The sequence below is a fragment of the Vulcaniibacterium gelatinicum genome (genome assembly GCF_008033445.1).
Taxonomy (GTDB): Bacteria; Pseudomonadota; Gammaproteobacteria; order Xanthomonadales; family Xanthomonadaceae; genus Vulcaniibacterium_B; species Vulcaniibacterium_B gelatinicum.
This window is the reverse complement of record NZ_VNKO01000013.1, coordinates 73,299-91,558: the sequence shown is the minus strand read 5'-3', so window position 1 is coordinate 91,558 and position 18,260 is coordinate 73,299. Positions and strand designations below refer to the sequence as shown.

Annotated in this window: 17 protein-coding genes; 8 read left to right on the top strand and 9 right to left on the bottom strand. The window is 72.2% G+C overall.

Translation table 11 applies throughout. The features are described 5' to 3' along the window. Positions 1-1,287: ATP-dependent RNA helicase RhlB (rhlB, locus tag FPV26_RS09085; protein WP_147653560.1), on the bottom strand; the 1,287-nt coding region annotated here is incomplete at its 3' end. 172 nt (positions 1,288-1,459) lie between these two features. On the opposite strand from rhlB, the gene trxA reads away from it, so the two are divergent. After that, positions 1,460-1,786, top strand: coding sequence for a thioredoxin TrxA (gene trxA, locus FPV26_RS09080; RefSeq protein ID WP_147653559.1), 327 nt, complete (start codon positions 1,460-1,462; stop codon positions 1,784-1,786). Positions 1,787-2,039: 253 nt separating this feature from the next. After that, a complete protein-coding gene (gene rho, locus FPV26_RS09075; RefSeq protein ID WP_246109252.1) occupies positions 2,040-3,674 on the top strand; it encodes a transcription termination factor Rho in 1,635 nt (544 codons plus the stop codon). A gap of 230 nt (positions 3,675-3,904) precedes the next feature. Here the strand turns inward: rho and FPV26_RS09070 are convergent, their stop codons facing one another. From FPV26_RS09070 to FPV26_RS09060, 3 genes are all read right to left on the bottom strand, one after another. Beyond that, the gene (locus tag FPV26_RS09070) at positions 3,905-4,741 is read right to left on the bottom strand and encodes a hypothetical protein (protein ID WP_181952612.1); all 837 of its coding nucleotides are present in this window, start codon (positions 4,739-4,741) and stop codon (positions 3,905-3,907) included. 13 nt (positions 4,742-4,754) lie between these two features. Next, complete coding sequence (locus FPV26_RS09065) at positions 4,755-5,507, bottom strand: hypothetical protein (RefSeq protein WP_147653556.1); 753 nt, start codon at positions 5,505-5,507, stop codon at positions 4,755-4,757. A gap of 240 nt (positions 5,508-5,747) precedes the next feature. Then, on the bottom strand, positions 5,748-6,593 hold the full coding sequence (locus tag FPV26_RS09060) for an energy transducer TonB (RefSeq protein ID WP_147653555.1): 846 nt from the start codon (positions 6,591-6,593) through the stop codon (positions 5,748-5,750). 103 nt (positions 6,594-6,696) lie between these two features. Here FPV26_RS09060 and FPV26_RS09055 point away from each other — a divergent pair, with 103 nt between their 5' ends. Further along, positions 6,697-8,505 carry a monovalent cation:proton antiporter-2 (CPA2) family protein gene (locus FPV26_RS09055; RefSeq protein ID WP_147653554.1) on the top strand — a complete coding sequence of 603 codons (1,809 nt, stop codon included), beginning with the start codon at positions 6,697-6,699 and terminating at the stop codon, positions 8,503-8,505. 3 nt (positions 8,506-8,508) lie between these two features. Here FPV26_RS09055 and FPV26_RS09050 read toward each other — a convergent pair whose 3' ends face one another. Continuing rightward, positions 8,509-8,820 carry a DUF4156 domain-containing protein gene (locus FPV26_RS09050; protein WP_147653553.1) on the bottom strand — a complete coding sequence of 104 codons (312 nt, stop codon included), beginning with the start codon at positions 8,818-8,820 and terminating at the stop codon, positions 8,509-8,511. An 88-nt stretch (positions 8,821-8,908) separates the two neighbouring features. After that, complete coding sequence (locus tag FPV26_RS09045; protein WP_147653552.1) at positions 8,909-11,788, bottom strand: M16 family metallopeptidase; 2,880 nt, start codon at positions 11,786-11,788, stop codon at positions 8,909-8,911. A gap of 142 nt (positions 11,789-11,930) precedes the next feature. On the opposite strand from FPV26_RS09045, the gene FPV26_RS09040 reads away from it, so the two are divergent. From FPV26_RS09040 to FPV26_RS09030, 3 genes are all read left to right on the top strand, one after another. Next, positions 11,931-12,635 carry an SDR family oxidoreductase gene (locus FPV26_RS09040; RefSeq protein WP_147653551.1) on the top strand — a complete coding sequence of 235 codons (705 nt, stop codon included), beginning with the start codon at positions 11,931-11,933 and terminating at the stop codon, positions 12,633-12,635. 2 nt (positions 12,636-12,637) lie between these two features. Next, entirely contained in the window at positions 12,638-13,102 is a 465-nt protein-coding gene (locus FPV26_RS09035) for a tRNA (cytidine(34)-2'-O)-methyltransferase (RefSeq protein ID WP_147653569.1), read from the top strand. Between the two features lie 161 nt (positions 13,103-13,263). Beyond that, complete coding sequence (locus FPV26_RS09030) at positions 13,264-13,818, top strand: OmpO family porin (protein WP_147653550.1); 555 nt, start codon at positions 13,264-13,266, stop codon at positions 13,816-13,818. 333 nt (positions 13,819-14,151) lie between these two features. On the opposite strand, the gene FPV26_RS09025 is transcribed toward FPV26_RS09030, so the two are convergent. From FPV26_RS09025 to FPV26_RS09015, 3 genes are read right to left on the bottom strand one after another with little or no spacing between them, the layout of a single operon-like run. Continuing rightward, positions 14,152-15,402, bottom strand: coding sequence for a heme biosynthesis protein HemY (locus FPV26_RS09025; RefSeq protein WP_147653549.1), 1,251 nt, complete (start codon positions 15,400-15,402; stop codon positions 14,152-14,154). Between the two features lie 53 nt (positions 15,403-15,455). Further along, complete coding sequence (locus tag FPV26_RS09020; RefSeq protein WP_147653568.1) at positions 15,456-16,430, bottom strand: uroporphyrinogen-III C-methyltransferase; 975 nt, start codon at positions 16,428-16,430, stop codon at positions 15,456-15,458. Between the two features lie 14 nt (positions 16,431-16,444). Continuing rightward, positions 16,445-17,218 (bottom strand): uroporphyrinogen-III synthase, encoded by a 774-nt coding sequence (locus FPV26_RS09015; protein WP_147653548.1) that lies wholly within the window; start codon positions 17,216-17,218, stop codon positions 16,445-16,447. A gap of 57 nt (positions 17,219-17,275) precedes the next feature. Between FPV26_RS09015 and FPV26_RS09010 the strand changes: the two genes are divergently transcribed. Together FPV26_RS09010 and FPV26_RS09005 are read left to right on the top strand one after the other, a co-directional pair. Next, a complete protein-coding gene (locus tag FPV26_RS09010; protein ID WP_147653547.1) occupies positions 17,276-17,734 on the top strand; it encodes a YiiD C-terminal domain-containing protein in 459 nt (152 codons plus the stop codon). 30 nt (positions 17,735-17,764) lie between these two features. After that, a complete protein-coding gene (locus FPV26_RS09005; RefSeq protein WP_246109250.1) occupies positions 17,765-18,178 on the top strand; it encodes a hypothetical protein in 414 nt (137 codons plus the stop codon). The last annotated feature ends 82 nt before the right edge of the window (positions 18,179-18,260 follow it).

The following is an 18,260-nucleotide window of genomic DNA, read 5'->3' as shown; positions in this document are numbered from 1 at the left end:
CTGCTCGTCGGCCGCGCGCTGCTCGCGCGCCTCGCGGAAGATCTCGCCGATGCTCTCCTGCGCCTCGGCCTCGCCGCCCGCGGCCGGGGCCGGGCGCGGCGCGCGCGGCAGCGCGGTGAGCAGCTCCGGGGTGACCGGCTCGACCGGGATCTTCTGCTCGATGTAGGCCTCGATGTCGGGCAGGCTCATCGCGTACAGCTCGCAGGCGAAGCTGATCGCGTCGCCCTCGGCGCCGAGCCGCGCGGTGCGGCCGATGCGGTGCACGTAGTCCTCGGCGTCGAACGGCAGGTCGAAGTTGTAGACGTGGCTCACGCCCTCGATGTGCAGGCCGCGCGCGGCCACGTCGGTGGCGACCAGGATCTCGAGCTGGCCCTTCTGGAACCGGCCGAGCAGCGTCTCGCGCTTCTTCTGCGGCACGTCGCCGGAGAGCACGCCGACCCGGTAGCCGGCCTTCTCCAGCGCCCGCGCCACCTTCTCCACCCAGGCCTTGGTGTTGACGAACACCATCGTGCGCGCGCCCTCGCTGCGCGAGAGCAGGCCGAGCAGCAGCGGGATCTTCTCCTCGTTGGCGGGGAAGAACACCTTCTGCCGCACCCTGGCCGCGGTCACCGTCTCGGTCTCGACCACCAGCTTCTCGGGCTCGTTCATGTGCTCGTAGGCGAGCTCGAGCACGCGGTGCGAGAGCGTCGCCGAGAACAGCAGCGTCTGCCGTTCGGTGCGCGCCGGCATGCGCCGCAGCAGGAAGCGGATGTCCTTGATGAAGCCGAGGTCGAACATGCGGTCGGCCTCGTCCAGCACGCAGATCTCGCACACGTGCAGCGACACCACCTTGTGCTGGCGCACGTAGTCAATCAGCCGGCCCGGGGTGGCGATGATCACGTCGGCGCCGGCCTGGAGCTGGGCGCGCTGCTTGTCGTAGTCCACCCCGCCGTACACCAGCGCGAACTTCAGGCCCAGGCCGTCGGCGAACTTGAGTGCGTCCTTGTGGATCTGGATCGCCAGCTCGCGGGTCGGGGCCAGGATCAGCGCGCGCGGATCCTCCGGGTTGCGCTCGGCCATCGCCGGCCGGGTCAACAACCGGTTCACCACCGCGATCAGGAACGCCAGGGTCTTGCCGGTGCCGGTCTGGGCCTGGCCGGCGACGTCGCGGCCGGCCAGCGCCACCGGCAGGGTCAGGGCCTGGATCGGGGTGCAGCGGGAGAAGCCGGCGGCTTCGAGCCCGGCGAGCAGGGCCGGGTGCAGGTCGAACTCGGAAAAGGCGATGTCGGTAAGTGGCTTGTCGCTCATGCGTCTGGCCGTGGCGCGGGGGGCCGCGCTTGCGTGGGAGGCGTCCGCGAAGCAGACTGCCGGCGTCGTTTCGACCGCGCGCCGTGCCTGGACGCGGGCCGCAAACCGCCAGTTTAACAGCATCCCCCGGCGCGCCCCCGGCCGCCATCCGCTTGATTCCGCAGGAGTTCCCATGAGCGACAAGGTCATCCACGCCACCGACGCCGATTTCGACGCCACCGTGCTCGCGGCCAGCGAACCGGTGCTGGTGGATTTCTGGGCGACCTGGTGCGGGCCGTGCAAGATGATCGCCCCCGCCCTGGACGAGATCGCCGAAACCTACGCCGGCCGGGCCAAGGTGGTGAAGGTGGACATTGACCAGAACCGCGCCGTGGCGCTGAAGTACCACGTGCGCTCGATCCCGACCCTGCTGCTGTTCAAGGGCGGCCAGGTCCAGGCCACCCAGATCGGCGCGGTCGGCAAGGCGCAGCTGGCGCAGATGATCGAACGCGCGCTGTGAGCCGCGGCGGGCCGTGTCCGCCCGTGCCGACGCCCGGCCCGCGCCGGGCGTCGGCCGTTTCCGGGGCGGACCGCAGGAGCAGCGCGGGCGGCTACCTGAACCAAGGCCCGCGCGCCGCTTGTCGCGCCCCCGCCGGCGATGCTAGTGTCGGCCTGCACCGGCGCGACCACTTCCGCCGCACCCTTCCCGGATTCCCCTGAACCCGATGCCCGTCCGCCTCCGCGGACGCTCGCCGCATAGCGAGGAAATACCCTTGTCCGAGACCAACCACGACGCCGGCGACGCCGCCGAACGGCGCGGCCGCAAGCCGCGTGCCAGCACCAGCGACGCCGCCACCGCGGCCGCCGCCTACATCGCCGAAACCGAGGCCCCCGCCTCCGCGCCCGCCGCCGAGGCACCGCCGCCGCCCGCCCCCGCGAGCGCCGAGCCGGGCGCCGCGCCCGCGCAGGACGGCGGCGAGCAGGCCGCGCGCGAGGGCCGCGAAGGCCGCTTCAACCGCCGCGAACGCTTCCGCAACCGCCGCGAACGCCAGCGCGAGCGCTACCGCGAGGGCGGCGAGGAAGGCGGCAACGGCGGCGAGGCGTCCGCGCCGCGGCCGATGCCGCAGGTGCCGGAAGGCTTCCCGCAGTACTCGCTCGGCGACCTCAAGCGCATGCCGACGCCGAAGCTGCTGGAGATCGCCGAGCAGCTCAACATCCACGAAGGCGTGGCCCGCGCCCGCAAGCAGGACGTGATCTTCGCGCTGCTGAAGGTGCTCACCCGCCACGGCGAGGGCGTCGCCGCCGACGGCGTGCTGGAGATCCTGCCCGACGGCTACGGCTTCCTGCGCGCCGCCGAGGCGAGCTACCTGGCCGGCCCGGACGACGTCTACATCTCCCCGAGCCAGATCCGCCGCTTCAACCTGCGCACCGGCGACCACCTGTCCGGCCGCATCCGCTGGCCGAAGGACGGCGAGCGCTACTTCGCGCTCGCGGTGGTGGACACCATCAACGGCGAGCCGCTGGAAGCGTCGAAGAACAAGGTCCTGTTCGAGAACCTCACGCCGCTGTTCCCGCGCCGCAAGTTCAAGCTCGAGCGCGGCGACGGCTCGACCGAGGACATCACCGGCCGCATCCTCGACCTGATGGCCCCGCAGGGCAAGGGCCAGCGCGCGCTGATCGTCTCCCCGCCCAAGGCGGGCAAGACGATGATGATGCAGCAGGTGGCCACGGCCATCACCACCAACCATCCGGACGTGCACCTGATCGTGCTGCTGATCGACGAGCGTCCGGAGGAAGTGACCGAGATGCAGCGCACCGTGCGCGCCGAGGTCATCAGCTCGACGTTCGACGAGCCGGCCGCGCGCCACGTGCAGGTCGCCGAGATGGTGATCGAGCGCGCCAAGCGCCTGGTCGAGCACAAGAAGGACGTGGTGATCCTGCTCGATTCGATCACCCGCCTCGCGCGCGCCTACAACAACGTGGTGCCGAGCTCGGGCAAGGTGCTCACCGGCGGCGTCGACGCCAACGCGCTGCACCGGCCGAAGCGCTTCTTCGGCGCCGCGCGCAACGTCGAGGAAGGCGGCTCGCTGACCATCATCGCCACCGCGCTGATCGACACCGGCAGCAAGATGGACGAGGTGATCTACGAGGAGTTCAAGGGCACCGGCAACAGCGAGGTGCACCTGTCCCGCTCGATCGCCGAGAAGCGCGTGTACCCGGCGATCAACATCAACCGCTCCGGCACCCGCCGCGAGGATCTGCTGATCGAACCGGAGCTGCTGCAGAAGATCTGGATCCTGCGCAAGCTGCTGCACGGCATGGACGAGATCGCGGCGATGGAGTTCCTGCTCGACAAGATGAAGAACACCAAGTCGAACGACGAGTTCTTCGCCTCGATGAAGCGCTGAGCGCGCTCAAGGGGCCGGAACACAAGGCGCCCGCACGATTCGCATTGCATGCGGGGGGGGGGGGGCCGGAAAGGGGCGTGCATCATCCTGTGGCTTGTCCGCCGCAGTCTGCAGAAGCCGGATTCCACTCCGTGTCTTCCGGATTCGCGCCGCCTGCTTGCAGCCGCACAAGACACCGAGCATGAGCCAACGGGCTGCGACCAAGGACGAATGCAATAAGGGATCTGCCTTCATCGGCGCTCGAACGCCGATCGGAGTGCGGAGTAGTGTGTCATGATGGCGCTCGCATCCGTGCCCGGGTGCGCCGTGAGGAATTGCTTCTGCAGTTCCATTGCGCGCCGATGTCCCAGCCTGTCCGCCATCAGGAAGGAGGCTGCGAACGGTTCCGGCGGATTGCCGTGAGACATCGCGCTCAGGAACCGCCCGACGACATAGGCGGCGAACGGGCTGCGCGACCTGCGCAACAGTTCGGAAGTCATCGCGCTCGCGCGTCCGATCCTGCCGAGCAGGGCTCGCTCATCGGGTAGGGAAGGGTCCAACCCATCCCCGCGTGCCTGCCGCGGCCCGATTTCCTGGCTCACCCGGTCGATGTAGAACATCCTGGCTTTGACGCTGCCGGCGTCAGCAAGTCGCTCCAGCTCGGAGGTGGGCAGCTCGCGCGCCGCCAGCCACTCCTCCGGCATGGGAAAGCCCTGCCGCACCAGCTCGCGCTGCTCGGCTTCGTCCTGGAATGCCAGGGTGCCGAAGTAGCGTTCGCGGACTTCCTCCAGATAGGCCTGGTCGGGCGGCGGCAGCGCGGCCACCCGTGCCTCCCAGGAGGGCGCCGTCTGCACGCTGGTAAGGCCAGGGAGGCGCAGCGCGACGGGCACGGTGATCCACAGCGGGTCGGCCGTGGCCCGTGCAGGCACGGAGCCGCTGTCCGGCGCGGGACGAGCAAGGGGGGCGGCAGCGAGGCGGGGGGCGGGCGCAGCGCTCGAGACAGGCGGGACGGCCTCGGATTCTGGCGCGGGCTTCGGACCTTCGCTGCAGGCGCACAGGACGGCAAGCGTAAGCGCCAGGGCCATCATGATCGAGGCACGCTCATTCGTCACAGCCGTTCTCCCGCATGTCGCGCGCCCAGAGGGCACATTGACGGTTGTCGGCGGAGTTGGCGTAGGCAGCATGAGAAGGATCGGTTGTGGAGACGGCGCCGTGATACAGCCCGGCAAAGCCCATGCAGGTGTTGAATCCGGACGGATCCGCAACCGCACCGCATGCATTTTCCATGCTTTGCTTGAAAGCCACATCGCAGGCATGGCGCGTACCCCCCACGGCCCAGCACCGGTCATGCTCGTTGCATGCAGCGCGGAAGCTCACGCCAGGGTACGGAGCGTGGATGTCGCCCGAATAAGACTGGCTGGCAATGACTTCCAGTACGGCATCCTGGAACCAGCCGCCAATACCACCGGTGCCGCACCCATTCGGCTGCCAAGGGGCCTGTCCCGGCACCGTAACGCCCGGCGACGGCGGCGGATTGCCGAGGTTGCAGCCCGGGGGCTTGTCTGCGGCCAGCAACTGGCAGAATCGTTCACCGTCGAGCGGCAGGTCATCCGGGGGCAACTCTGCGTACATGCGCTGCCACTCCAGCAGCGCACGGGCTGCCTCTTCCTGCACGGCGTCGAAGCAGAACGCGGTTGTACAGGTCAGCACAAAGCCGTCGGGCCGGCGGCCGACCACGACGACGGGATCCTCGGTGGGGATCGTTTCCGCGAGCACGTAGGATGCGACCAGAAGTGCAGCGCCCGTGCCGAGGATGGCGCTTGCACGAGATTTCGGCTTCCTTGCCGGCGTCATTGCTTCCTTTCCTCCAAGTATCCCCAGGCGGCGACTCTACCCCCCCCCACTCCGGGTTTGTCAAGCCGGCGGTGCGCAGCTTGCGCAAACCGGCTGCACGGCATGGACGAGATCGGGAACACCAAGTCGAACGACGAGTTCTTCGCCTCGATGAAGCGCTGAGCGCACCGTCGCCCGCATTGCCCGGAACGCGAACGCCCCGCACCGCGGGGCGTTCGCGTATGTGCTTCAGCGCAGGGTTCAGGAATCGCCGAGCGGCGTCAGCAGGCGCGGTCCGCTGCGGTCAAGCGGATGGATGCTGTCGCTTGCCAGGGCATCGGGGCCGTCGGCCGGCTGCGCCGGCTCCCAGGGGATCGGCTGGCGCGGACCGGGCACGTAGCTGTGCCATTCGGTGTCCTTGGGCTGTTGCTGGCCGGGCGCGACGAACGTCACCGGCACCCGCACCGACCAGAACGGCGCATCGGTCTCATTGCCCCGGGTCGGCGGCTGGAACTGCCAGCGGCGGGCACCGCGGAGGGCGGCGCCGGCGAGCATGTCGCGAAAATTGGCCATGTCCTTTTCGCTGGCGATGGCGCGCAGATTGACCTGCTCGACCAGTGCATCCTCGACGAGGCCGTCGCGACCGACCTTCAGCACCACAGAGGCGGTGCCACCGACGCCCCACGCCAACGCCGTAGGCGGGTACCTCGGCGGCGTCACGCGCAGCGACTCGACCCGCTCGCCCGGCCGGGCCGGGTTGCCGAAATGGGCGTTGACGATGCCGACGCGATAGTTGCCGTCGGCGTCCTTGCGGGCCACCAGGCGCAGGCTCATCCGTGCGCGGCCGCGGCTGGTGCCGGGCTCGAGCTGCACCGGTGCGAAGCGCCAGGCCGGAACCGTCTGCGCGATCAGCGCGCGCACGCCCTGCGGCAGGCGGTCGGGATCGTCCAGGGCGTGGCCGAGCACGCTGCCGTCGGCGGTGATGTCGATCGTGCCGGTCACCAGCCGGCTCGATTCCACCTGCCGCCGGACTTCGTCCAGCTTGCCGGCCTGCAGCGTGCCGGCCACCAGCCAGGACAGCAGCACCACCCAGATCCATCCACGCATGCGTCATCTCCTTTGACCGTCGGCGGCGACGAGCCTAGCTGGCCGGCACCGGCGACGCACGGGCGATAATCGCGGCGGGTGGTCACGGCCACGGAGGTGGGCCATGCACGGCGGCGGACTCGAACTGGCCTTGGTGTTCCTGCTCGCGGCGGTGGTCGCGGTGCCGGTGTTCAAGCGTTTCGGCCTGGGCGCGGTGCTGGCCTACCTGGTGGCGGGCGTGGTGCTGGGCCCGCATGGCCTGGGGGTGATCGGCGATGCCGCGCCGGTGCTCGCGGCCAGCGAGATCGGCGTGGTGATGCTGCTGTTCGTGATCGGGCTGGAACTGTCGCCGGCGCGGTTGTCGGTGATGCGGCGGCCGGTGTTCGGTGCCGGCGGACTGCAGGTGGCAACGACCGCGCTGGTGCTGGGCGCGCTCGCGGCCTGGCAGGGGCAGGCGTGGCAGGCGGCGCTGGTGATCGGGCTCGCGCTCGCGTTCTCCTCCACCGCGGTCGGCCTGCAGTTGCTGGCCGAGCGCAAGGCGCTCACCACCGAGCACGGGCGGCTGGCGTTCGCGATCCTGCTGTTCCAGGACCTGGCCGCGATCCCGCTGCTGGCGGCGATCCCGCTGCTCGGCGGCGCGCAGGCGGCCGAGGGGGCGCTGTGGCCGGCGGTGCTCGAGGCGGTGGCGGCGATCGCGCTGGTGATCGTCGGCGGGCGCTGGCTGCTGCGGCAGGTGCTGCGGATCGTGGCGCGCACGCAGATGCCGGAGGTGTTCACCGCCAGCGCACTGCTGGCCGTGCTCGGCAGCGCCTGGATCATGCAGCTGGCCGGCCTGAGCATGGGCCTGGGCGCGTTCCTGGCCGGCGTGCTGCTGGCCGATTCGGAGTTCCGCCACGAGCTCGAGGCCCAGGTGGACCCGTTCAAGGGCCTGCTGCTGGGCCTGTTCTTCATCTCGGTCGGGATGAGCATGGACCTGCAGCGGGTCGTGGCCGAGCCGTTGCCGATCGCGCTTGGCGCGGTGCTGCTGATGACGGTGAAGTTCGCGCTGCTGTATGCGATCGGCCGGCGTCCCGGCCGGCTGCCGCATGGCGAGGCGCTGCAGCTCGGCGCGGTGCTCGCGCTCGGCGGCGAGTTCGCGTTCGTGGTGTTCGCCGAGGCGCAGAAGGCCGGCCTGCTGGAAGCGGCGCTGCGCGACCGGCTGGTGGCGATCGTCGGCGTGAGCATGGCGCTGACCCCGCTGCTGGTGATCGCGCTGGGGCGCTGGCTCGGGTCGCAGCCGGCCCCGCCGAAGCCGGCCTGGGACGCGATCCCGGACACGCATCCGCAGGTGCTGGTGGCCGGCTTCGGCCGCTTCGGCCAGATCGTGGCGCGGCTGCTGTCGGCCTCGCGCATCCCGTTCGTGGCGATCGAGCACAGCCAGGAGCAGGTCGAGTTCGTGCGCCGCTTCGGCAACGTCACCTACTACGGCGACCCGGCGCGGATCGAACTGCTGCGGTCGGCGGGTGCGGCCAACGTGAAGGTGTTCGTGGTCGCGATGGACGACCCGGACGCCTGCCTGCGCACGGTGCGGGTGATCCGCCGCCACTACCCGGAGGCGACCGTGTTCGCGCGCGCGCGCAACCGTCGCCATGCCTGGGAGCTGATGGACCTGGGCGCGCAGGTGGTGCGCGAGACCTTCCACTCCAGCCTGGTGATGGGCGAGCGCGTGCTGGCGGCGCTGGGCCTGCCGCCGGAGCGGGCCGCGGCGCGCGCGCGGGCGTTCCGCGAGCACGACGAGGCGCTGCTGCGGCGCCAGTACCTGGTGCACGACGACGAGGCCGCGCTGGTGCAGAGCGCGCAGGAGGCGCGCGCGGAGCTGGAGGCGCTGTTCGAGGCCGACCGCGGGCGGGGCGCGCTGGCGTTCGGCGACGAGGGCGTGCGCGAGGAGCCGTAGCCCTCAGCGACAGCGCCAGGCGGCGAAGCGCTGCTGGCCGGCGGTGGGCGGGGTCAGCGGGTGGATGGTGTCGGCGCCCAGGCCCGGGGCCTCGTTGCGCGCCAGGGTCTCGAGTTCGTCGCGCACGCGCAGCGGGTTGCGCTCGATGAAGGCGACGTTGTGGGTCACCTCGACCTCGATCTCGCCGCGCTTGATGCAGCCGGCCGGCGGGCTTTCCACCACCCGCACCGCGCTGGCGCCGGGTGCCAGGTGCACGAAGGTGCAGGCGGTCAGCAGCGTCGGAACGGCGGCGAGGATGAGCGCGGCACGGCGCATGGGCAACTCCCGATGAAAAAACGGCAGGCCGGATTGTGGCCCGGCCTGCCGTCGTTGGCGATGAACCGCCGGTGACTTGCGCGGCGGTTTACTTCGCCGCGTTCGTCGCCGGCGCGGTCGCGGCCGGCTTGCCGTCGGCATCCACCACGCGCACCTCGCCGAAGTTCAGCGCGCGCACCGGCTGCTCGATCACCTTCAGGTCGCCGACCACCACCCAGGTCAGCGCCTCGGGCTTGATCGCCGCGGCCGCGGCCGCGACCTGGGCCGGGGTCAGCGCCTCGATCTCGGCCTTGCGCCGGAACACCCAGTCGTCCGGACGCTGGTAGCGGACCATGCCGGCGATGGTGCTCATCACCGCGCCGGCGGTTTCGTACGCGCCGGGCAGGCCGCGGATCTCGGTGGCCTGGATCTTGGCCACTTCCTCCGGCTTCGGCGGCGCCTTGCCGGTGACGTAGTCGGTGATCTCTCGGCGCAGTTCCTTCAGCGCGTCCACCGTGCGGTCAATCTGCACCGGCGCGAACGCCAGCCACGGCCGCTGGCCGAGCGCGTTCTGCAACATGCTGTAGGAGCCGTAGGCCCAGTGCTTGTCCTCGCGCAGGTTCATGTTCAGGCGCGAGGAGAACTCGCCGCCGAGGACGGCGTTGGCGATCTCGAGCTTGACCGCGCCGGGGTCGGTGGTCGGCGGCACCAGCTGGCCGACGTAGAGGTTGGCCTGGACCGCGCCCGGCTGGTCGATCAGGTACACGCGCGGCTGCGGCGGCAGCGGCACCTGGGCGATGTCCGGCCTGGCCGGGGCGGGCGTGGCCGGCTTCCAGTCGCCGAAGTGCTTCTCCAGCAGCGGCACGATCTCGGCCAGCGTGGTGTCGCCGACGATCACCAGCGTGGCGCCGTCCGGGCGCACCCACTGCGCGTGCTTGGCGACCAGGTCCTCGCGGCCGAGCGCGGCGATCGAGGCCTCGGTGCCGGTGCCGCTGAACGGCACCGCGTACGGATGGCCCGTGCCGTACAGCAGCGGCGGCAGCACGCGCATCGCCGCGCCCTGCGGCCGCGCCTTTTCCTGGGCGATGCCGGCGATCCAGGTGGCCTTGACCCGCTCGATCTCCTTCTGCTCGAAGCGCGGGCGGCGCAGCATGTCGGCGTACAGGGCCAGCGATTCGTCGAGCTTCTCCTTCAGCGCCGACAGGTAGGCGCTGGCACCGTCCAGCGAGGCGCCGGCGCCGAGGTTGGCGCCCAGCGCCTCGGCGCGGTTGCCGAACGCGAGCGCGTCGTACTCGCCCGCGCCCTCGTCGAGCATGCCCATGGTGAAGCTCATCGCGCCGAGCTTGCCGGCATCGGCCGCGTAGCCGCCGCCGAACAGCCAGTTCATCTGCACCACCGGGATGTCGTGGCGTTCGGCCAGGATCACCCGGGTGCCGTTGCTGAGCGTGGCGCGCTGCAGCTGCGGGAACTTCAGTTCGGGGAAGGCGGTGGTCTTCGGCACGCCCTGGCTGCGGTCCACCGTGCTCGGCAGGGTGGTGTACTTCGGATCCACCGGCGGCAGGGTCAGCGGGGTCGGCGTGGCCGCGGGCTCCTCGGCCAGCGTCTGGCGCTCGCCGGGCAGCACCACCAGGGTGTGGCTGCCGACGTCGAGCCAGCGCCGGCCGGCGGCGCGGAGATCGGCCGGGGTGGCGGACTCGATCGTCGCCAGGCTGTCGCGGAAGCAGCCGGGGTCGCCGGTGTACACCGCGCATTCGGCCAGCGCGTCGGCCTTGCCGCCGAAGCCGCCGATGCGCTCGATGCCGCGGATGAAGCCGGCCTTGAACACGGTGCGCGCCTGCTCGGTCTCGGCCGCGGTGGGGCCGTCGGCGAGCAGCTTCTTCAGCTCCTGGTCGATCGCGGCCTCCACTTTCGCCGGATCCACGCCCTGCTTGACGTCGGCCATCACCAGGAAGGTCGAGCCGAGCTGGCCGGCCCAGGCGAAGGCGCTGACGTTGTCGGCGAGCTTGTCCTCGTGCACCAGGCGCTTGTCCAGGCGCGAGGACTTGCTGCCGCCGAGCACCTGCGCCAGCAGCTGCAGCCGGTCAATGTCGGGGTTGCCGTATTCGGCCACGTTCCAGACCCGGTACACGCGCGCCTGCGGCACCTTGTCCTGGAAGGTGCTGCGGGTGTCCTGGCGGCGCTTGGCCGGATCCGGCTTCGGCTGCGCCATGGTCGGGCCGGCCGGGATGTGGCCGAAGTACTTGGCCACCTTCTCCTTCGCCGTGGCCACGTCAATGTCGCCGGCCAGCACCAGCACCGCGTTGTTCGGGCCGTACCAGGTGCGGAACCAGTTCTTCACGTCCTCGAGCGTGGCCGCGTTGAGGTCGGCCATCGAGCCGATCACCGGGTGGTGGTACGGGTGGCCCTTCGGGTACATCGTGCGCCCGAGCAGCTGCCAGACCTGGCCGTAGGGCTGGTTTTCGCCCTGGCGCTTCTCGTTCTGGACCACGCCGCGCTGCTCGTCGAGCGTCTTCTGGTCGATCGCGCCGAGCAGGTGGCCCATGCGGTCGGACTCCATCCACAGCGCCATGTCGAGCGCGGTGGTGGGCACGTTCTGGAAGTAGTTGGTGCGGTCCTGGTTGGTGGTGCCGTTCATGTCGGTGGCGCCGACCAGCTCGAACGGCTCGAAGAACTCGCCGCGGTGGTGTTCGGAGCCGTTGAACATCAGGTGCTCGAACAGGTGGGCGAAGCCGCTGCGGCCGGGCGGTTCGTCCTTGGAGCCGACGTGGTACCACAGGTTCACCGCCACGATCGGCGCCTTGCGGTCGGTGTGCACGATCACGCGCAGGCCGTTGGGCAGGGTGAACTGCTCGTACGGGATATCCACCCGTGCGGCCTGTGCGGTACGCGCATGGGCCGGCGGGGCGAGGAGGGCAAGGCCGGCGCCGACGCCGAGCGCGGCGGCGAGGGCGAAGCTCAGGACGGCACGGGGCCGTGGAACTGCAGACATGGGAACGCTCCTTGTGGCAAAGGCCCGAATCCCCGTTCGGGCAACCAGCCATCCTAGCGGGCGCGCGCCCGGCGGGCACTAGGCCACAAGTCCCTCCGCCCCCGGCGGATATCCTGTGGCGTCCCTGAATGGAGCCCCTGCCATGTTCCGCCATTGCCTGGTCACCGGCGCCAACCGCGGCCTCGGCCTGGCCTTTGTGCGCGCGCTGCTGGCCCGCGGCGCGCACGTGGTCGCCACCGCGCGCCAGCCCGGCCGGGCCACCGCGCTCAACGCGCTCAGCGGCGAGCACCCCGGCCGCCTGCACGTGCTGCCGCTGGACGTGGCCGCGGAGAAGTCGCGCGCCGAACTCGCCCGCGAGCTGCCGTGGGTGCTGGGCGAGGACGGGCGCCTGGACCTGCTGCTGAACAACGCCGGCGTGCTGCACTCGGGCGAGCGCTGGGGGCGGATCGAGCCGGCGCTGCTCGAGGACAGCCTGCGCACCAACGCGGCCGGCCCGTTCCTGCTGACCCAGGCACTGGCGCCGCGGCTGGCCGACGGCGCGCGTGTGGCCAACGTGTCCAGCACCATGGGCCTGATCGCCACCCGCACCGAGTTCCGGTCGCCGAGCTATTGCATCAGCAAGGCGGCGCTGAACATGGCCACGGTGCAGCTCGCGCACGCGCTGGCGCCGCGCGGGATCGTGGTGGTGGCGCTGCATCCCGGCTGGGTGCGCACCGACATGGGCAACCCGGACGCGCCGCTGGCGCCGGAGGAATCAGTGGCCGGGCTGCTGCAGGTGCTCGAACGCGTGTCGCCGGCGGACAGCGGCCGGTTCTTCGACTGGCAGGGCCAGCCGATCGCCTGGTGAAGATGTTCCACGTCATCCTCTACCAACCCGAGATCCCGCCCAACACCGGCAACGTGATCCGGCTGTGTGCCAACAGCGGCGCGCAGCTGCACCTCATCGAGCCGCTCGGCTTCTCGCTCGAGGACAAGCAGTTGCGCCGCGCCGGGCTCGACTACCACGAGTACGCCACGCTGCGCGTGCACCCGGATCTCGCCGCCGCGCTTGCCGCGGTCGCGCCGGCGCGGGTGTTCGCGCTCAGCACCCGCGGCCAGGTGCGCTACGACCGCATCGCCTACCGCGCGGGCGATGCGTTCCTGTTCGGCCCGGAGACGCGCGGCCTGCCCGACGCGGTGCTCGAGGCGCTGCCGCCCGCGCAGCGCCTGCGCCTGCCGATGCGCCCGCACAACCGCAGCCTGAACCTGTCCAACGCGGTCGCGGTGGTGGTGTACGAGGCCTGGCGCCAGCACGGTTTCGCCGGCGGCGGCTGAGCGCGGCCGCGCGCCGACCACGCGCTTCCCGAAAAGTTCCTGAACCGGCGGGTTCTGAATTCAGTCGCGGTTGCGGGCCGCTGCGAAGAATGGGCCGCGCCGGGCCGCTCCCTCTCCCTTCGCCCGGTCTTCGCACGACAACAAACGAGAAGAGGTTTTCCATGAAGCGTTCCCTGATTGCCCTGGCCCTGCTGGCGTCGCTGCCGTTCGCCGCGTCCGCGGCCGAGGGCGTGTCGTACAACTTCGTCGAGGGCGGCTACGTGGCCACCGACACCGACGCCGGCGACGCCGACGGCTTCGGTCTGAGCGGCTCGGTCGCGGTGCATCCGAACGTGCACCTGTTCGGCGCCTACTCCAACCAGGAGCTCGACGGCACCAATTTCGACTTCGACCAGTGGCGCGTGGGTGTGGGCTACAACCACCAGATCGCGCCGAAGGCCGACCTGGTCGCGCGCGTGGCCTACGAGAAGTTCGATGCCGGCAGCGGCCTGGACTTCGACGGCTACAGCACCGAGGTCGGCGTGCGTGGCGCGCTGGCGCCGAGCTTCGAGGGCTGGGCGATGGCCGGCTACGAGGACTACGAGCAGGCCGACGGCGAGTTCTACGGCCGGCTCGGCGCGCAGGTGAAGTTCGCCCGGAACTGGGGCGTCAGCGGCGACGTCAAGTTCGTGGACGGCGACACCCAGTGGTTCGTCGGCCCGCGCTTTACCTGGTAAGCCTCTCCAGGCATTCGCGACCCCTCTCTCTCCCCCGAGGTCGCGATCGGAAGCCCGGCTCCGGCCGGGCTTCTTTTGGTGCGCCCGGCATGGGCGCACTCTTGCGGCTGGAAGTCCTGCCGTAAGTTGATCACAGCGAACGAAGTGAAGCGCAACTGCGTAAGGGCGACCGAGCGTGGGGAGGAAGCGTAGAGCGAACCTGCGAGGGGCGGCGTCCCAGACCGAGCGGAGAGCGATACCCCCCGCGCACCGGAGTCGGGCCGGCCAAGCCTCCCGCAATCCACCCGGATCCGGGCCGACCAAGCAACCGCCGTTTTCAGTGTCGCCACGCACTCACTCGCGCAAGCGCGGCACGCCGTGTTCGTCGCGTTCCTCGATGGCGGCACTGTCGTGGATGCGTTGGCGCAGATCGCGGCCGGGCAGCGCGATGGGCGGCTCGCCGCGCAGGACGCGCAGCGCGTTGGCGTAGCACTGGCGGGCCAGCGCCTCGTCGCCGGCCGCGGCATGGCCGGCGCCCAGTTCCTCCCAGGCTTCGCTGCCCGCCCCCTGCGCCAATGCCCGGTGCAACAGCGCCTCGGCCTGCGGCCATTGTCCGGCCTGGCGCGCCAGGCGCGCGAGCGTGAGCAACAGCGCCGGGCTCGACGGATGCGCCGACAGCCAGCGCTCGGCCTGCGCCCGGCACGCCTCCAGCCGGCCGATCCCGAGCCGGCCGTAGAGTGCCACCAGCGCCTCGTCCCAGCGCGCCTCCAGCGCCTGCTCCAGACTGCGCGATGCCGCCTCGTCCCAGCGCAGCGCGGCGGCGCGTCCGGCATAGGCGGCGACCACCGCCGGCGTCTGGCGCAGCGCCGGCGGCAGCGCATCCCAGGTGTCGGCCAGCACGTTGGGATCGGCGGCTTCGCGCAAGGCCGCGGCCGCCAGGCGCACCTGCAGCGCCTCGAACTCGGTGGCGGGCAACGCCTGCTGCAGGCGCAGCGCCCCGAGCAGGCCGTAGGCCTCGCCGCTGCGCCCGAGCGCAGCCAGCGCCTCGGCGCGCAGCAACAGCCCGCGCGGCGGCAGCGGCTGCGCGGCCGGCGCGTCCAGCGCCTGCAACGCGGCCGCGGCGTCGCTGCGCGCCAGCGCGCGCTCGGCGACCAGCACCGCGTGCGCGCCCGGATGCGCCGTCGCCAGCGTGGCCAGCAGCGTCGCGGCCGCTTCGGCATCGCCGCGCGCGTCGGCGGCGCGCACCGCGGCGAGGTGCGCGGCCACGGCCTGGTCGGGCAGCTCGGCGGCCTGCACGAGCAGCGCCTGCGCGCGTTCGTACTGGCCGTGGTGCAGGGCCAGCAGGCCTTCGCCGAAACGGGCCCGGGCGCGGCGCTCGCGCCGCCGGCGCCAGCCGCGCAGCGGCAGGCTCAGCAGCGACCACAGCAGCCACAGCACGACCCCGGCCAGCGCCAGCAGCACCAGCCCGGTGACCACGGTGAAGCGGTATTCCATCCCGCGCAAGCGGATCAGCACCGCGCCCGGATCCTGCACCAGCAACTGCGCGACCAGCGCGCCGGCCAGCGCGAGCAGGAGCCAGAACAGCAGCCAGCGGAACAGGGTCATGGCGTCCTCCTTCGCATGCGGCGCCGTCGCCGGCGCAGGGTTCGGCGTGCCGGTCAGCGCGCGGCGCGCATCGCCCGCAGCTGCGCCAGCGTGCTGCCGAGCACCGGCAGCACCGGGCGCAACGGCAGCGCCTGCAGCGCGCGCAGTTCGGCTGCGTGCGCGCGGCGTTGCGGCGTGTCCGGCCACAGCCGCGACAGCCAGCGTTCGGCGCGGGCCAGCGCAGCGCGCCAGGCGGCCTCGTCGCGGCGCTCGAGCGCGGCGCGGGCGAGGGTGAATTCGAGCTGCAGCGCGTCCTGCGCGGCGGCGCGTTCGGACGGCGCGCGCAGCAGCACGTCGCCGCTGCGCCGCACCTCGACGAAGCGGCCGAGCAGGCGTTGCCACCACGGTGCGCGCGGCGCGGCCGCAGCCGGATCGGGCTGTTCCGGCAGCCGCGACAGGGCGGCGAGCAGCGCATCCAGGCGCGCGGCGGCGGCCAGGCGCGGGTCGGCGCCCTGCGCGTCGAGCGCGGCGCGTTCCTGGGCCAGGGTCTGGCGCAGGCTCAGGTAGGCCGGATCGTCGATGCCGTCGAGCAGGCCGGCGGCGAGGGCATAGGCGCGGCGCGCGCCGTCGAGGTCGCCGGCCAGCGTCAGCCGCTGCTGCGCCGCGGTGAGCAGCCATTCGACCTCGTCCAGGCGCAGCGCCTGCGCGCCGTGGCGGTCGGGGTCGGCCAGCTTCGACACGCTGTCCTCGAGCAGCGCCGCGCGCTGGCCCAGGCCGAGCAGCTCGTCGCGCAGCACGCGGTTGGTGGCCTCGGCCTGTTGCAGGCGCTGGCTTTGCCCGCGCAGCTCGCGGCGCAGGCCGGCCATGCGCAGCTCCAGCGCCTCCACCCGCTGTTCGAGGCCGGCGGCCGCGGTGTGCGCGGCGGCCTGGCGCTGTTGCCACCAGCGCCAGCCGCCCGCGCCGGCGATGGCCAGCACGATCACGGCCAGCAGCCAGGGCCAGCGGCGCGCGCGCGCGGGCCGGGCGGCAGGAGCGGGGTCGTCGGTCACGGGCAGGGGGTCCGTCACGGTGCGGCGATGCTACCGGAAGCGGCGTGTACGCCGGCGGCGAGCAGCGCGCGCGGCTGCGCATTCGCGGCCGTCGCCACCTCGGCGAACCCGAGGTCCCGCGCCAGCGCGGCCAGGCGCGCGCTCGCGCACACCACGCGTGCGCGCCGCAGGCGCGCGCGCAGGTCGTCGGGCAGCTGCGCCAGGCAGTGCTGCAAGGCCTCGCCGCTGCTCAGCGCCAGCAGCCACGGGCCGTCGGCGGCGCGCAGGCGGGCGAGCGCCGCGCGCGCGAGCGGCACCGGCTCGCGCGCGTACACGTCGGCGCGCAGCACCGTCGCGCCGCGTGCGCGCAGGTTTGGCGCGATCCGGTCGCGGCCGCCCGCGCCGGTGACCAGGCCCACGCGCTGGCCGGCCACCACGCCGAGCGCGGCCAGCGCGAGCACGCCTTCGCTGTCCATCCGCTGCGGCGCGAGCGCGGCGATCCCCGCGCGGCGCAGCGCGCGCGCGGTGCCGGCACCGACCGCCAGGCAGGTGCCGCGCGGCCGCGCCCGGGCCAGTGCGAGCGCGGCGCGCACCGCGTTCGGGCTGGTGAACACCACCCGCGGCGCCGCCAGCGCGGCGCGCAGCGCGGCGCGCGTGGCCGCATCGTCCCGCACCGCGATCCGCCACGGCGAGACCGCCAGCAGCCGTGCGCCGTGCGCGGCCGCCGCGCGCCGCAACGCGGCGTGCTGGCCCTGCGGGCGCAGGGAGATCACGTACCATCCGGTCAGCGCGGGCGTCGGCGACGGCATGCCCGCAGCTTGTCGGCCCCGCGCCGGCACCGCAACCATCCCCCGCCTCCCGTTCCGATGACCGACCAATCCCTGCTGCGCGCGCTCGATGCGCATTACCGGAGCATGCCGCCGGTGGCGGCGCTGGGCCTGTCCATCGCCGGCTACGACGGCCGCCACCTGCGCCTGCGCGCGCCGCTGGCGGCCAACGTCAACGACAAGGGTTGCGCGTTCGGCGGCAGCCTGGCCTCGCTGATGACGCTCGCGGCCTGGGGCCTGGTGTCGCTGCGCCTGGGCGAGGCCGGGCTGGCCGCCGAGGTGTACGTGGCCGACAGCCAGCTGCGCTACCTCAAGCCGCTGTACGCCGACCTCGAGGCCGAGGCCGAACTCGCCCCGGACGAGGACTGGGACGTGTTCCTGGCCACCTTCCGCAGCCGCGGCCGCGCCCGTGCGCAACTGCTGGCGCGGGTGCGCCTGCCCGACGGGGCCGCGGCGTGCACCTTCGAGGGCCGCTACGTCGCGATCGCGAAAGGGTAGGATGCGGCGACGTCGCCCGGAGGGTTCGTGATGCGCAGACTCCTGATCGCCCTGCTCGCGCTGCCGCTGCTGCTCGGCGCCTGCGCCACCGGCGGCACTCGCAAGGACCAGCTCGACAAGGCGCAGTACGCCTATTCGGCGGCGATCCGCTGGGGCGACTTCGAGGGCGCCTGGCAGTTGGTGGACCCGAAGTACCGCGAGCAGCATCCGATGACGGACCTGGAGTTCGAGCGCTACAAGCAGATCCAGGTCTCGGCCTACCGCGACCTCGCCAGCACCATGCCGTCGGAATTCGAAGCCCTGCGCGAGATCGAGATCGGTGTGGTCAACCGCCACACCCTGACCGAGCGCAGCACCCGCTACACCGAGCGCTGGCGCTACGACCCCGAGGCCAAGGTCTGGTGGCTGACCTCGGGGCTGCCGGACTTCTGGGCGGGCGAGTGAGGCGCCCGGCAGGCGCGCCCGCTTTGCGCCCGCCGCGGCCGCGGGCGACAATCCCGGCCCGATCCGTTCAGCCGTACCCTCC